Annotated in this window: 11 protein-coding genes; 2 read left to right on the forward strand and 9 right to left on the reverse strand. The window is 41.2% G+C overall.

The genetic code is table 11. The features are described from left to right. Nucleotides 1–466: 466 nt before the first annotated feature. Nucleotides 467–1,648, reverse strand: a complete 1,182-nt coding sequence (locus tag I6E86_RS08560) for an MFS transporter (RefSeq protein WP_197176986.1) — start codon at nt 1,646–1,648, stop codon at nt 467–469. Nucleotides 1,649–1,913: 265 nt separating this feature from the next. Here I6E86_RS08560 and I6E86_RS08565 point away from each other — a divergent pair, with 265 nt between their 5' ends. Beyond that, on the forward strand, nt 1,914–3,293 hold the full coding sequence (locus tag I6E86_RS08565) for a PLP-dependent aminotransferase family protein (RefSeq protein ID WP_197176988.1): 1,380 nt from the start codon (nt 1,914–1,916) through the stop codon (nt 3,291–3,293). A gap of 462 nt (nt 3,294–3,755) precedes the next feature. Beyond that, nucleotides 3,756–4,661, forward strand: coding sequence for a LysR family transcriptional regulator (locus I6E86_RS08570; protein WP_197176990.1), 906 nt, complete (start codon nt 3,756–3,758; stop codon nt 4,659–4,661). A gap of 83 nt (nt 4,662–4,744) precedes the next feature. Here I6E86_RS08570 and I6E86_RS08575 read toward each other — a convergent pair whose 3' ends face one another. The 8 genes from I6E86_RS08575 to I6E86_RS08610 form a co-directional block, all read right to left on the reverse strand. Next, on the reverse strand, nt 4,745–6,061 hold the full coding sequence (locus tag I6E86_RS08575) for a DUF3100 domain-containing protein (RefSeq protein WP_197176992.1): 1,317 nt from the start codon (nt 6,059–6,061) through the stop codon (nt 4,745–4,747). A gap of 49 nt (nt 6,062–6,110) precedes the next feature. After that, nucleotides 6,111–7,274 carry a M20 aminoacylase family protein gene (locus tag I6E86_RS08580; protein WP_197176994.1) on the reverse strand — a complete coding sequence of 388 codons (1,164 nt, stop codon included), beginning with the start codon at nt 7,272–7,274 and terminating at the stop codon, nt 6,111–6,113. Between the two features lie 18 nt (nt 7,275–7,292). Beyond that, on the reverse strand, nt 7,293–8,831 hold the full coding sequence (locus I6E86_RS08585) for an aldehyde dehydrogenase family protein (protein WP_197176996.1): 1,539 nt from the start codon (nt 8,829–8,831) through the stop codon (nt 7,293–7,295). A 6-nt stretch (nt 8,832–8,837) separates the two neighbouring features. After that, entirely contained in the window at nt 8,838–9,761 is a 924-nt protein-coding gene (locus tag I6E86_RS13840) for an NAD(P)-dependent oxidoreductase (protein WP_320158528.1), read from the reverse strand. 714 nt (nt 9,762–10,475) lie between these two features. Next, nucleotides 10,476–10,913, reverse strand: a complete 438-nt coding sequence (locus I6E86_RS08595; RefSeq protein ID WP_197177000.1) for a hypothetical protein — start codon at nt 10,911–10,913, stop codon at nt 10,476–10,478. 344 nt (nt 10,914–11,257) lie between these two features. Continuing rightward, nucleotides 11,258–11,950, reverse strand: a complete 693-nt coding sequence (locus tag I6E86_RS08600) for a hypothetical protein (RefSeq protein WP_197177002.1) — start codon at nt 11,948–11,950, stop codon at nt 11,258–11,260. 12 nt (nt 11,951–11,962) lie between these two features. Continuing rightward, nucleotides 11,963–13,984 carry a hypothetical protein gene (locus I6E86_RS08605; protein ID WP_227680603.1) on the reverse strand — a complete coding sequence of 674 codons (2,022 nt, stop codon included), beginning with the start codon at nt 13,982–13,984 and terminating at the stop codon, nt 11,963–11,965. A 29-nt stretch (nt 13,985–14,013) separates the two neighbouring features. Then, entirely contained in the window at nt 14,014–15,519 is a 1,506-nt protein-coding gene (locus tag I6E86_RS08610; protein ID WP_197177004.1) for a hypothetical protein, read from the reverse strand. Nucleotides 15,520–16,467 lie beyond the last annotated feature (948 nt).

Raw genomic sequence — 16,467 nt, forward strand, 5'->3', positions numbered from 1 at the left:
TATCGCACCTAAATGCGTGTTAAATTTTATTAGATTACAATTTAAATTGTGATTATTCAGTCGCATGATATCTACAAGCTAATAAAATAAATATATGCAAGATATAGTCATAACATACTGTTTAGTTGACTGACTTTGACATGGTAGAGATTACTAGATTTGAATAAAAAAAAGATAGAGTGAACCCAGTAGCTATAAATAGCCAAATCATTAATAAAAACAACCCTTTAGACTTAAACAGAAAATAGGATATCAACATAGGTATGGCTAAAGCTGTAATGAGAGGAAGAATGACTATGATTAACAAAGTGCATACTTATAAATGCATAATTAAGTCTGAATATACTAAACTTTTTAAGCTATTGCTAACAACACTAAAACCTCGATTATTCCCATAACGGACGTTATGGCAAATAACTTGGATAAAAGAATTAAATCATCCTCAGATATAGTCGGGTAATTCACTTTAAGTAACACTACGCATACTATTGTTCGAATGACGTCCAATTCTCAATATAGATTGACTGGCAAACAAGACAATCACACCAACTAAGGAAAACACACCGAAGGCGTAGAACGCAGTAGCAGCACCATACCTATCCACAATCAAACCAGTAAAAATGACGGGTACACTAAACCCTATATATGCCATCAGAAAATAGCCTGCACTTGCACGTGCCTGCTCATTTCCAGCAGATTTTGCGACTCCTAACATACCGCCCAAGTAGACAAAGCCATAGCAACTAGTACTGGCCAAAAATGCCGCCAAAAGAATGACTGGTAGGTTGGCATTCAACGTTCCCCAAGCCAATAAAGCATAAGCTGGTAGTAAGATCAGAAGACCAAGCTTGCTTGAAACTTGAGGGTCAAGTTTTCGGGCGATTGGCTGAACGATCAATCCACAACTGATGGCTAACATAGAGGATATCCCTGCATATTTAGCAAGTCCATGCGTGGCCAGCACTGAGGGAATAACTGACAATACCAAACCTGTCGTCGCCCAACAAATCAAAATACCGCTGCCATACCAGATGACCTCACGGTTAAAATAAGGTAGCCGTAGCATAGAGGTGGGCAAATTAGTGCGTTTAGGTGCTGTCTCTGGTAATTGGTATAACAAAAACATAGCGAACAGCCCGCTCGCTAGCAGTAAGAAAAAACTGGCTGGCTGATCGGTTTCATAAAACATCAAAGAAACTGTCGTCAATACAGGGCCAAGACCAAAACCTATCGTTGTACTGGCCGTTACCCACGCTGTCGCACGCATCGTATCTGATGAACCAAGCAGCTCAATCATATAGGCAGTCGCCGTAGCAGCCATCAGAGCCGTTCCCACACCCAGTACGAATCGTGCTACTGCTAATGCTCGCGTGTACGGATAAAACAACATAAGAGCCGTCGCTGCTATCGATAGGGCTAGAGAGATTAAAATCACCTTGCGCCGTCCGATGCGATCAGACAATCCACCAAAAGCTAACAATACAGGTATGACACCCAATACATAAAAGGAAAACGCTATCGTAGTTGCTAGTACACCATAGCCATCATTGTGCGCATAAACGGCATAAAGTGGCCCTTGAATATTGACGCTTGTCGTTATCACGCATAAGGCAAAAGCCAGATATTTATTATATTTTTTCGTGGTCATATATCGCTGCTTTTTGAAGAATGATCATTGAACTGGCTGGGGTAAGTGCGATTCACAATAGAATCACACCTACCTCTACATCGTTTACGTTCAATGATTAAAACAAAAGCGCAGTAGGTTATCTATATACAATCCAGTACAATTAGACAGAACTGTTTGGTCTATAGGACCCATACAGTTCGAAAATCAAATCAATATATTGTCCCATCTGTAATTTTGAGACAAGACATCCATAGAAGCTGACCTACCAAAAACTGTAAAAAATATGAATAAGAAATTCACACGTATCGAAATTGTCATGGCTGACATAAAAGAGAAAATAGCGACTGTCATCTACATGCCAGAGTCGCGACTACCCTCCATCCGTGCCGCGGCCAAAGACTATGGGTTTTCACCTTCTACCGTGGTTGAAGCCTATGAGCGCCTGCAAACTGAGGGAGTTATCTATTCTCGCCCTGGTGCAGGGTTCTATGTGGCAGAGACGACAGCGCCGCTATCATTGACAGATATAGCACCAAAAATTGACCGAGTGGTAGATCCATTGTGGGTATCACGGCAGTCGCTGGAGCCACCCGATGGTGCGCTAAAGCCAGGCTGCGGTTGGTTGCCAGCGGATTGGCTGTTTGAGGCAGGTATACGCCGTGGTCTACGAAATGTGGCAAAGGCTGACGCGTCCATTATCAGTGAGTATGCAACGCCGCTAGGACTGTTAGCATTGCGCCAATTACTCACACGGCGTATGGCAGGATTGAGTATCAATGCAGAACCGTCACAGGTCATATTGACGGATTCAGGCACTCAGGCAATAGATTTGATTTTTCGATTTTTGCTGACGCCGGGTGATACGGTCATCGTAGATGATCCTTGTTACTTTAACTTTCGAGCACAGCTGCTTGCCCATCGAGTCAAAGTGGTTGGTGTCCCTTACACGCCAAATGGGCCAGATGTAGAGGCCTTTGCAGCGATTTTAGATGAGCATAAGCCGCGCCTGTACATCACCAATGCTGCCATTCACAATCCTACGGGCGCAACGTTATCACCTGCTACGGCATACCGTGTATTACAATTGGCTCAAGCGGCTGGTTTGTACATCATCGAAGACGATATTTTTGCAGATTTTGAAGTCAAGCCTGCGGCGAGATTGGCGGCTTTGGATGGCTTATCACGAGTATTCTATATCGGCAGTTTCTCTAAAACGTTATCCGCATCCCTACGCTGTGGTTATATTGCAGCGCCTACAGAGTGGGTTGAGAGTTTGGTAGATCTAAAGATAGCGACTGGCTTTGGTGGCAGTCAGTTAGCAGCGGCGGTTGTGTTCTCAGCGTTGACTGATAGCGGCTACCGTAAGCATATGAATGATATCCATACTCGGCTGGCAAGCGCGCGTACTCATACGCTACCACGATTGGCTAAATTAGGCATCGTACCGTGGCTGCTCCCACAAGCAGGTATGTTCCTATGGTGCCGATTACCTAAGAATAACAATGCGACCGAATTGGCCAATCGCTGTTTATCACAGGGTGTGGTATTGGCGCCGGGCAACGTTTTTAGCCAATCGGACAATGCTGAAAAATTTATGCGGTTCAATGTGGCGCAAATGAGTCATTCAAAAGTTTTCGAGGTATTGGCTCAATCGTTAGACTGACCAATCAGAGACTTATATAGTCATTCCACTATAAAAGTATTACAGCGTTAACCTCGCTTGAAGTATCACATGTACATCTACACTCGGTTGCCTTGTACTACTTTTAAATTGAATCGACTATAGTGCTAGTACCGTCTTATTATATAGTGACCTTTCGACTATAATTCTAAGCCTAAATATCAGCCAAGTATAAGCCATACACAATCAAATCTAATCACTTCCGAAAATGAATAACAATACTCTGAGCTATGCTGAAGAAACCGTACAAGTAAACTTGGGAGCTTATCGTTTTAAAAAAGTCTAGGTCACTGTTTATTTTTATTAAGGTATACTTTTTGATACATCATGGGCACTTCTACAGGACTAACTAAATAATATACCGATACTGGATTTTATTGCTCCATCAATGGGTCAAAGTGCTGCACTTATTCAATGAAACCAAGAACAGGGCAAGAAAAAACAATGACAGAGATCAATGGAAAGCGGTTATCTTATCTTTATGAGGCTGTAACTATGGGGACGATCCGGGCTGCAGCAGATAAGCTAGATATTGCTCCCTCAGCCATCAGCCGACAAATATCTCTGTTAGAAGAAGAATTAGCATGCATTCTTATTGAACGGCACCGAAAAGGAGTAACACCAACAGAAGCTGGTAGTATTCTCTTACAGTTTTATCGAGAATCACTCTCCGCTGAAGAGACTTGTGTTTCCAAATTACAGGCGTTGTTAGGATTACAGCGGGGTCATATAAAGCTAGCAATGGGTGATGGTTTTGTTGGGGATTTGATGTTGGGTCCATTATCTGAGTTTTCCCGTTTATATCCGGCGCTAACACTTTCAATCAGTACTGGTGGATCAAACGAGGTGATTCGTCAGGTTGAGGAAGATGAAGTGCATATCGGCCTAGTATTCCATCCTAGCAGTCATCCGCGCATCCGCTCACAGGTTATCAGTTGTCAGCCAATGTATATTATTGTTTCGCCCGACCACCCGTTGGCCAATCGAAGTAAACCTATGCAGTTAAAGGAGCTTTTGGAATATCCAGTGGGGCTGGCTGAAAGTCGTTTTGGCGTGCGTCAGTTACTAGCGATGGCAGAATTTCAACAAAAAATTCGATTTGACCCTATCCTAACCACTGACTCATTCACGGTGCTAAAGAATTTTGCTCGCTCAAATATGGGTTTTACTTTTCTACCGTATTTTGTAGTGTCCAAAGAAGTGAAAGACGGACATTTGATAGCCATCCCTATAGACAATACGCTCCTGTCAAGCGGTGAAGCTCATATCGTAACTCGATTGGGTCGTCATCTATCCCAAGGTCCACATGAATTACTACAGCATATGAAGTCATGGATGAAAGCTTTGTAAGCGGACTGCACACCAGCAACGTTGAGTTGCTGGATGCTGTTTTGAAATAGCTGTTAACTTAGAACTGAACGGCTTCGCACCTTTTAAAGCATAGCCTGGGCTATTATGGCAGAACCCAAGAAAGTGCCGGTAAAAGTAAGCAGCGCGACCACTGCGATTTTAAATCCAGATTTTTTAAACAAAGTCACTTCCATCTGAGAAATTGCAAACCCTGCATAGGCAAGCACAGGAGTAATGAGTTGTAATACGCCAAGCTTTTCTGTTTCTACTAAGACATACTCACTCATTGGAAACTGTGGTAAAGATATCAGAATGGCCACAATTGATATCCAAGCAATAGCGGGGACATTGACAGGAATAACCTCCTTTAATAAAACGCCAGCGATACAACAAGCGAACAGAATCAACATGGCAGGTAGAGCAGAGATTGGATCAACGCCTTGCCCTACCCAATTACTGAGTAATAGAACGATACAGATAACCGCTAATAGGGATAAAGACTGCTTTACTGATAAAATAGATTGCTCTGGTACCTTTAAACCAAAACCTTTTTGTGTGGCAGTACTAATATCATTATTCTTCTTAAATTTATTAATAACTTTATATAAAAACTCTGTGAATGGTAGGGCCACAAACAAACTGACGAATAGCCCTGTGGCGTAAGTTAATAAATTAGAAGTCGCTGCAAACGCAGTAATAGTTTCCGCTTGAGCAGGTACCGTTTCTGCGAGCGCTGCTGAACAGGCGCCCATCATACTACCACTGCCAATACCACAAGCCATAGCTAGCGCTCGAACATCCATGATATCCATAGAAGCAATAATACCTGCCATTAATGAGAAGTAAATTGCGCCAAACAAGGTACCCATTACATAGACACCCATGACACCGATACCTTCGGCGCTCTGAAGTCCATACTTATCAGCAATGAGCGCAATATTTGGTTCACGAGCAATTGAGTGAGTGGCACCAATAGCCTCCCTCCCCATTCCAAATACCAATACCGCAACAGGTAAGGCGATAAGAGCAGTCATAACATTGCCCAATTCTTGTAGCAAAAGGGCGGGACCTGCGGCTATGATCTCTTCAACTTTAGGACCGACACCAACACCAAATTTTGCAATGAATGGCATGATGCTCAAAAGGACGGCGTAGCTTGCAAATTTTGCTCGGTCTCTAGAAATTACCGCTTTCATTGAAGGTATAACGTTGGGATTCAATAGTAGTGTAAATATGAATGCGTATAGCAAAGGCAGTAAGACTAGTGTACCAATACCAATAGGTATCTTAATGATCCCTATCCATTCTGCAAATAGCGATGTAATAATTACTAGTAAATGCAGCTTCCAATCAAATAAGTGCTTCGTCATTGTACTTGATAGTATAGTGGTATTATTCATAGCAGTTCCTTTTGCATTTTATGATGCCTACGTTTTTTGATGATTTGGTTTATGCAGAAATTTTTGGTAGCTGAGACTCAACTAAAGAGACCCATACTTTGATTCCTGTCTCAATAGCATCGTCATTAAAATCATAAGCCGCATTGTGTAATGGTTTGGAGGGGCTATTACCATCAACACCTAACCAAAAATAAGCGCCCTTGACGACTTGACTCATAAATGAAAAATCCTCAGAAGCCATTGAGGGTTCCACATCAGTATTTACCTTATCAGCACCCAGCACTTTGGTAGCCGCCTCTTTAATTTCAAGATAGGCTTGGCTGTCATTAGTGGTTACTGGATAGCGAATATGGTAATCCATCTCTCCTGTGACACCATATAAAGGCGGTAGTGTTGTAACCATTTCTGTCAGCATATCCTGCATGGACTGTCGTATGCCCATATCAAAGCTACGAACCGTTCCTTTTAGAATGGCGTAATCAGGAATGACATTGGTCGTATCACCACTATTCATCTGAGTGACGCTGATAACACCTGACTTGAGTGGAGATATTCGACGAGAGACAATAGATTGAATATTAGTAATCAATGCCGCACCTGCTGCTATAGGATCAGCTCCTAAATGTGGCATAGCTGCGTGAGTTCCTTTACCAGTTAAAGTAATCTCAAAGGTATCAAAAGACGCCATCATAGGCCCGTTGTTGACCGCAATCTCTCCCACAGGTAGACCTGGCCAGTTATGTAACCCATAAACAGCATCCATAGGGAACTTATTAAACAATCCATCGTCAATCATAGCCTTTGCACCGCCTAAGACCTCTTCAGCAGGTTGAAAGATAAAATAAATAGTGCCATTAAAGTCTTTATGTTGGCTCAGATGCTTTGCCGTACCAAGCAGAACTGAAGTATGACCATCATGGCCACAGGCATGCATACAGTTTTCATGAGTGGATTTATGCTCAATATCGTTTTGCTCTTTTATTGGTAGCGCATCGATATCGGCTCGTATGCCAATAGTAGGACCTGAGCCGTTCTTAATAACACCGACAACGCCCGTGCCGCCCAATCCTTGATGCACTTCCATCCCAAAGCTCTGTAATTTATCAACAATAAATGATGAGGTCTTGAACTCTTTAAAGCCAAGCTCTGGTTGACTATGGATTTGCTGACGCCACTGCTTTACTTCACCTAGTAGGGTTTCGTTAATTAACATGTGTTTTCTCCTTACGTACTATTGAATTGAGTAACCAAATTGGATAGCGGAGTCTTTTGCTGTTTCGACCCAGACACTTTTGGTCTGTGTATATTCGAGTAAACCTTCGTAGCCACTCGATCGACCATAGCCACTCTCACCAAAACCACCAAATGGCGACATGACGTTGATTGATTTATAGCTATTTACCCAGAATGTCCCAGCATTTACTTGAGCGGCCATCCGATGCGCGCGGCCGACATCAGCCGTCCAAACAGCACCCGCTAAACCAAAACGACTGTCGTTTGCTATCGCTACCGCTTCTTCTTCTTCATCGAATGAAATAACAGAAACCACAGGTCCAAAAATTTCTTCCTGCGCGACTCGCATATCATTTTTCACATTGGCCAAAACGGTTGGCTGATAAAAGTAACCGTTTTCACCGCCACAAATAGCACCTGCCTTTCCGCCTGCGGCAACAACCGCACCTTCAGCAATACCGTCCGATACTAACGAGTGTATGTGGTTAAACTGTTTTTGATTATTGATCGGTCCCACCATCGTGCCTTCATGCCATGGCAAACCCACGGGCAACTTACTCGCGGCCGAGGCAACCCGATCCACGACTTCTTTATAGATATCACGATGGACTAATAATCGAGCACCCGATACACAGCTCTGTCCAGCAGCAGAAAATACCGCAGCTTGCGCGCCCACTACCGCGCGATCCAGATCAGCATCTGGAAAAATTATATTGGCTGACTTACCACCCAGCTCCAATACGCAAGGGATGACACGTTGCGCAGATGCCGAAGCAATGAGCGCGCCAGTCTTCGGTGAGCCAACAAAAACCACTTTTTTAGTTGCCGGATGAGCAATGGCAGCAGACCCTGTGGTGTGTCCCAGCCCATTAATGACATTGACCAAACCACGCGGGATACCTGCTTGCTCAAGAATTTTAACGAGTGCTGTTGAGCTTAGTGGGGTTAATTCAGATGGCTTTAGTAAGACGGCATTGCCGGCGCAGATGGCTGGCGCGATTTGCCAGCCTCCAGTAAATACAGGTGCATTCCAAGGGGTGATTTGAGTGACGACACCATAAGGCTCATGGCGAGTGTAGTTCAAGTGGCTTGTGGGTACGGGGATAACTTGCCCCATAATTTTGTCACACCAGCCAGCATAGTATTCAAACATCTCTGCAACTTTTGCCACCTCAACCCGGCAATCACGAATAGGCTTGCCTGCAGAGAGACACTCTAAGCGTGCCAAAGGTTCTGCGGCTTCGCGTATTTTCATGCCGCACTTCCACATTAACTGACCTCGTGCACTAGCAGTCATTGACCACCATACTTTTTGAGCTTTCATAGCGGCATCAGCGGCATCAGCAACAATACTTTTTCCCGCATCACGATAGGTTAAGAATACCTGACCCGTTGCTGGGTTAGTCAGATCGATGTTGTCTCCATTACCTGTAACTAATTCTCCATCAATCCAGCTGCCAAATTCAGAAGTACCTAATAGTTCATTAAGCAATATGTCAACTTGCTGCTCGCCATTTCCTTCTACGATAAAACTCATAACCTACTATCCCAAGCCAGCATTTTTTACAATGCAGTTAAAATCATCCTGATCAGGTATGTTTGCTTCACTCTGAGACCAAATCTCGGCTACCTGCTGCGCCAAAGGCAACTCTAATCCCATCTCACCAATCATATTTTTTGCCAGACGTACGTCTTTACGCATCAGCTGCATCGTAAAACCGGAATCAAAACTTTGATTGAGAATCCAACGAGGGAAATTAACTTCACTAATTGCACTACGACCTGAGCCGGCATTCAAACCAGCAATAAGGTCTGCAGGATCAAGACCTACCTTGGTGCCCAAAGCTACTGCTTCGGCAGTGGTCACGAGATGTGCGGCACATAGTAGATTATTAATGAGCTTAGCGGCATGTCCATTGCCAGACTTGCCCATGTAGACCACTTTTGAGCTTAGCGCATCCAGATACAACTGAGCACGTTCAAGGGAGCTGCGTTCACCTCCAACAAGCATCACCATGGTACCGGCTTCAGCACCCGCCGGACCGCCACTGACAGGACAGTCCAATAACTGATGGCCTAACTGATCCAGCTCTATCGAGAGTACCCGCGTCACCTCTGGTTCTGAGGTAGAAGTATCAATGATCAGAGTATTAGGCTGAGCGCAGTCAATAATGCCACCTTTACCTTTAACAACTGCTTGTACATGCTTTGCCATTGGCAAAGATAGAATGATGACGTTAGATTCGGTACAAATCGCTTTAATATCTGCAACCACATTCACGCCCACTTCTTTGGCAGCTTGGCGTTGGGTTTCTCCTATATCCGTGCCAAATACTTTAAAACCTTTGCGAAGCAAAGACTGAGCCATACCATTGCCCATACGGCCTAAACCGACAATACCTATATTTCCATTAGTCATGTCTATTCCTTTAGTCTTGTGTTTTCTGTCAGTCTTATTATGACTAATAAACCATTAAGAAGAATCACAACAAATAACCTTTTGCGTTCTAAAAAAGGCAACACTAGCGTAAGAAACTAGATAAATTTCTCTTCACTTCAATTTGTTATTTATAGAAATTGGTAGGATGTTGCTAAAATAGCTATAGCGAGCTTATAGCAGACATAACCGATTGATGACTTAGTTTTGGGAACGTTGTCATTTCAGTCTTGGTGGGCGGAGTTTTTACATGGATGAATACTGCGACCGAATACAAGGTCCAGATAGTTGCTAGGTCGTTTGCCAAAGCTGCTTGGGCTTCAGATTGATATTGCCAAAAAATTACTATCTTTGAAACGTTGCCTAATAAGGGCAGCAAGGTTCTTTTGGTGAAAAATATATCATCTGCCGATTATCAAGATATCAAGCGACGGTATAATGACACGATAGAAGCTATTCATATCGGTATTGCTGAAGAATAAATAGCAATAATCGCCGCTACTACGGTTTTTCGTGCATATGATGCTCATCACTGATGAAAAGCTATCTATTACAGATAATCAATTATAGATATTTTATTGATTTGAGGATTATGCTTAGTAGTTATATTTTAAAATACCTATAGCATTGGCTTTTTTTGGCTATAAATCTATTTACGATAACATCCGTTATGAGGATAAGGCTTTTTAGTGATGTATTTGCAAGTATCAAACTTACTGACATAGGTTAGATTCTAATCACTATTCAAACAGACCAGTTAATATTAGAAAGGTAGAAAAGCTTAGAAAACATAAGTTTCTCATCCTTGATTCCTGACTGTATAGAACTTTCAATTAACTTTTCATCAATATTATCACCTTCGTGAACTCTACTAATTAGAGTTCTAACTCTATTTTCAGTATCAAAATAGATAGCTAAGATATTTTGTTTGTTCTCAATAAAAATATCTGGAAATGTATTGGTTGATATCATATTTCTTATACTACCCATAATATCTATTAATTCAAAAGTATACTCCGGATATTGTATCCAGACCTCACAGCAGTCTTCTAGCATAGGATAGCCTTGCTCATAATTTATACCCTGGACATGCTTATAATCAAAATTAGAGATATAACATTCGCCAAGCTCATGGAAGTTCTCGGTAGACAATAGAAATTTTATTAACTCTTCTTTAAACATAATTCAGTCTCTAAACCCATTTTCGAAGTGGTATATTTACTCAATGAGTTATCAGTATATGTTCGGTGCGCTATACAGGCATAAAACTGTTAATTTTAGATATGAACTTAATTACTATAAAACTCAAAGTACAGTACAAGATATGATTATCGAGCTGTATTATTAAAATTTCCCAAGTTAATTTCTACGGGATTGACGGCAGAAGTCACATATTTTAGTACTTGAAATTCCCTAAAATACTAAAAAATAAGAGAGCCCTCTAGAGGGCTCTCTTATTTCTTTAAATGATTCAATCATCATTTACAATTTTGATTATATTTAAGCTTTAACCTAAATCAATCTTTTTAAATATCATTCAGTACTGTTGGTTTATCTGATGAACTTGTCGGCATTTTGAATTCAATACCAGCCTTTTTAAACAGTTTTGGATATTCCACCAAAGCCATCGTTGAATTTTTAGCAATACCAGTGATATCTCCGACCACGCCTTTAGCCTCAACTAAAGACATTCCTGTATTGGTCAAGCTTCTTGGATTTGCTATTAAACTAGTCCCTACTTGTTTAGCGCCTACCGCCAATTCACGAGCAGTTAAACTTGCGATTACAAAGTTTCTTGCAGAGTCCAATAAGTGCTGCTTCTGCTCCACATTCAATGCTGACAGCTTAGCGACTGTTCCTTCTTCATCTTTCTGAGAGGCTTCTAAAACAGTATTAGACAACGCTACAATTTGTTTTTGAATGGCTGCTTGTTCTTTTGGATCAGAGGTCGTGTTCAGACTTTTCTGTTTTGCTTTTAATTCATCTGAATCTTGTTTACTTGCGAGTAATGATGCCAAAGCAGTACGACTCTGAGTAAACATTGCATTGGTTGCTTTCGCCTGCGTGAAGAAACCATTGATATCCATATTTGAAGAAGATACGCCGGTAACAGATTCAGATAATGACGACGCCATACTACTCAGCGACCCAAAACCTGCATAGACACTTGATGCTCCCATTGACGCAGCTATTGCTAAAACAATTGCAATTTTTTTCATACCTTGTTGTCCCTATTGTGAAGAATCGGCTTTTTGCACGATTTGATTTAAAATTTTTGGTAAAGCCTCAAGCATCTGAATATTATACATCTCATTACGATGCTGATAATCTATACCCTTTAATTCGATTTCTTGTTGCAAACCAGAAGCCCCTATTTTTTCAGACTTTTGGTTAAATATGCGTACACCGCTGGCCATAACCAATGTGGCATCACAATTACTCTTGTCCGCATTACATTTAACGCTGTCTTGTTTCACTTCAATCTTAAGTACTGGCTGCAAACATTCATTTTTTGGAATATAAAAGTTAACTTTCATATCTTTTTTGAATCCAGCGTTTTCAGTCATAGCAACGACTGAATCTTTCAGTAGAGTCTGTCCTTTAAAGCCTGAACCTGTCGCATAAAATGGTCGTTTCGACTGACTGGCAAAAGCGTGGTAAGTCAAAGGACCAAAACCATCAAATGGAATGTCACCGACTTGTTCGGTAGGTAAGCTTGGACATAAAACATGCGATTGCTTCGAGTCACCCACTGGAGCAGAACTATCAAGCAAAATCCTGTCTCCAGAACGCACGGGTAAACGATCACTGCTGTTGACAGGGAAATCTAATTGCGCTGTAACTTTCGCACCTTGACGTTCCAAAACAGTCGCCTCCCATGTTGGAATCAGAATATGACGTCCTGCTGCCTTATCTGAATGATAAACATGGACTTTCATGCCGGTACTTAAGCGTTCCCCCGCATCATCAATAGTAATGCGTTGACCACTTGAACTTGAGACTTTCAGATCAGAACGAGTAAATTGAATTCCTTTTTGAAATTTTTGACCTAATTTCAAAAGTGCATTTTTCAATACAACTTCTTTACGTGCCTCTAGAGAAAAACCCATGCCTTCTGAAATCACGTCTTTAATATCATCTGTTGCATGTGCTGAATAGATGACGCGACCAGAACGATCAATCATTTCAGCAAAAACTTCACTATGCAAAACCTGTTGCTGAGTCATTTTTCCAATCTGCTGTTGATAAGCAACGACAGGAATGACATTAATCCGAATAAAAAATTCAGGTAACTCTCGTTGGTTAATGTCTTCACTTTGCGCTAGTGCAGTCTGTTCACTAATACTTTGTGCCATCGCACTATAACGTCGATTGACTGGAGTCAAAGTAAATGACGCTTGCTCACCGACTGCATCAGAAAAGATTTGCTCAATTAAATCTTCTGATTCGTCTTGATAAGTCAGTACATCAACCACTAATGCTTTAGGCTTATTCATAGCCTGACGTGTACTGGTTGACACCTTACTAAAGCGCTTACTACTACCCTGCATCAATACTGGCACAGCCACGGCATAATCACTGTCCGCATGTACCACACGAATCAAATCGCCCTCTATTGAACTCAGCTCATCTTGTACAGCGATCCCTTGCTTAAAGCCTTTATCTAGCACCAAATAAGATTTCCATTTATCAACCACTTGGGTCTCAGTTTCAGAAATTTTAAGTTTCGACTTTAATTCCTTAGTTACTTGCTTAGTTAATGTCAATAAAGTACTTTGAAATTTCTGTCTAATGGCTGTTTTTGTTGTAGCGGAATCAATTTCAGTAGTCAGCACCTGAATCGGTTGTGACAACGTCGCACTGTCACTATAAATGACCTCGCCCGACAACACGTTAGTGAGCTTTAGACTTAAGGTGACTGGCAGAAAAATTTCTGCTGTCGAATCCTTCTTTACAATGTATTCACTCGCGCGTAAAACTTCTAGAGAAGCTATATATGTACGATTTTTAGTTCTTTGCGAAATAGTATCGACAACTTGTTCGCCGAAACCTTGTTTTAAACCTTGTACAAATAATTGCTCGGCTTGTTTACGAATGGTTTCATTGTCAATCGCTTGACTGAAATCACACACAATAGAAGAACCATTCGCTTCATATTTGCTAGGATCAGTACGACAACCTTGCTCCAATCCAAAAATACCTTTCGATGGGTAGATTTGAACATTCGCATTTGCCCATGCTGAAACAAGCATAGGCATCGCCAAACATAACGCTTTAAATTTTATTTGCACTGAATACCACCCATGCAAAGTGTGATGGTATTTCCAGCTTGTAGACGCTCGGCGCTCGATAGCATTGGGCTTACTTTACGTAGCGCTTTGGCCAATTCTCCACTAATTGGCTTTTCACTCTTATAGGTCAGGGTCATCTCGACCAACTTGCCATTTTGAGTGCGAATATCGATATTTTCAGCGCCATCCATTTCATCTAGGGCAACATACAAATCATCCCCGAGACGTGAAGTTACAATGCCAGAAGCACTTTTTAAGAAAATGGTAATCTCTTTACCGTACATAGTACGATTTTTTGCGTAACCTAAAATCTGTGGTCCGACTTGGCTAACGGCTAATTCACCTAGTTTCTTTGCTACATTGGTACGGCATGAATCTGTGGTCGCACCTGTCGATGACTCTGTACGAGTTTCCCCGCCCATTAAAGTCGAATCATCTACTGAGTAAATTTTAAAACTTACCGCACCATCGCAGACAAATTGACCCGTGGCACTCGAACGACCACGATCATAAATATAAGAGCTACCAGCCATAAACCAGTCTGCTTTTTCTTTACGTGCCGCGATTACCAGCTTATTGAGCTCTGCATCACTCATGAGTTGTTGAATGGTCATACTGCGACCATTTAAGTACTGACTTCTGAAACGGTCAGAATCGAGCAACCGTAAATCATAACGAGAGGCAGAACTTGCAATTGAATTTAAGGTTTGATTGTTACGCTCAGCTTTAGTACTTGGTGTTTGATATTCCACATATTTCACAAAACTTTGAATATCATTTTGACGTTCAGATTGGCTATATTTTGCCGACTCACTGGCATTGTAGTTACTTGAGGATGCGGATTTACCTGAATTATTATGGCTTGATGAACGAGCAGCAACACCTACACCGGCCCCATAATAGTTATCATAGGCATAACCTGCGGCAGCAGCTGAACGTCCTTTTGAAGAGTACGAATCTGACGCACTGGCTTTAGCACTTTCACTAGCGTTATAACTTGCATCTTCATCATAGCTATAGCTACGATCTGAAAAATAAGAGGTAAACTCTTTAACTGGCTTAGAATTATCTTTTGGTACGCCGAAGTATTCATCCATCACAATCATAATCGGACTGGTTCGACTATTTTTCTGCGCCAATCCTAAATCATTAAGAATTGAACGAAATTCTTGGTCATCCATTTCCAGACTAACTTGAGTGACCAATTCATTGTTGCTGTTGGTACTACTGCCTCGGTTTAGCACATAACTACTGTCAACTTGTTTTACAATGTCATTTAGATACTGAGTCGCTTCATTCATCGCCTGGGGACCATTGATACGCTTAATGAGAGCAATGACAGCATCAGTTTTTGCATTGTTGTATGCTTGGTTACGTGTGCCATTCAGATCTTTTTTTATAATAGGTGTAGCACCCTCACCATTCACTTTAATAATTTCAGCATTACTAACTTGAACAGCCAACAAGCACAAAAGTGTCAATATAGCCTTCTTCATAACTTACCCTCTTAATTAGAATTTCTAGTTATCTTTATAATTTTTTACTAAATTTTAAACTCAGGGCTTACTTGATAAATATCTCTATCAACAATGAAGATTACCCTCTTTGAATTTTGCGCAAGTCATAAAATCAGAGCATTATATACAAAAAACAAACATTCAGCAAACAAATGTTAGTATTAATCCTAAAAAATAACTTTACCCTTATTGCTTTTTAAGGAAATAATTGTTTAGGAAATCTGATTCAGCTTATTAATGGTATGAGGTTTAAGCCATAGTGAAGTAACCATGAACCTAAATTTGGTAAACTAAATATATTGACAAGAGTTTGTTCATGCATCTTGTTTTGACGTCATAGATTTGAACACATTACAAAACCTCTCTAAAGCTTGTAATCTTATTGTGAAGTTAGCTCATACTACGCCCTGAAGCCTCAGATTTTTTCAGCACGGTTCCTATATATTATTTATATGCGGAAATAAAATAGAAAATAACCAGCCCATACGTCTTTTAACCGCATTAGGGCATGTCCTCAATTTGAAATTTTAATGATTTTTTAGTATAGGGCATGTTGAATATAAGAAATCAGATCAAGCACATCTCGTGTTGATCACGATGACTGGCAATATTGGTACTGTGTGAGCACCAGACAATTCCTACGCCAAGGCGGGATGGTAAGTGATTTATATAAGATGTTCGGCATACAGTTGATTCATCAGATATTGGGCCGATTAGGACGCGACCTAGTAAGAAATACCAATAAATCCATAATTATATTGTGGTTGTGCTACTCAATACCACCTCAATACACCATCAGAAACTGCATTTATTTTCAGCATCCTATGATTCATCCCATATAACCCTGCAAGTTTTTTGACCGACTCGGGAGACTGGTTGTACAAAAACGGCTGCCATAGCAAACGTTTTTATCATGAGTTATCACCG

Origin of the sequence: Psychrobacter sp. SWN149 (genome assembly GCF_015864565.1) — a bacterium.
Taxonomy (GTDB): Bacteria; Pseudomonadota; Gammaproteobacteria; order Pseudomonadales; family Moraxellaceae; genus Psychrobacter.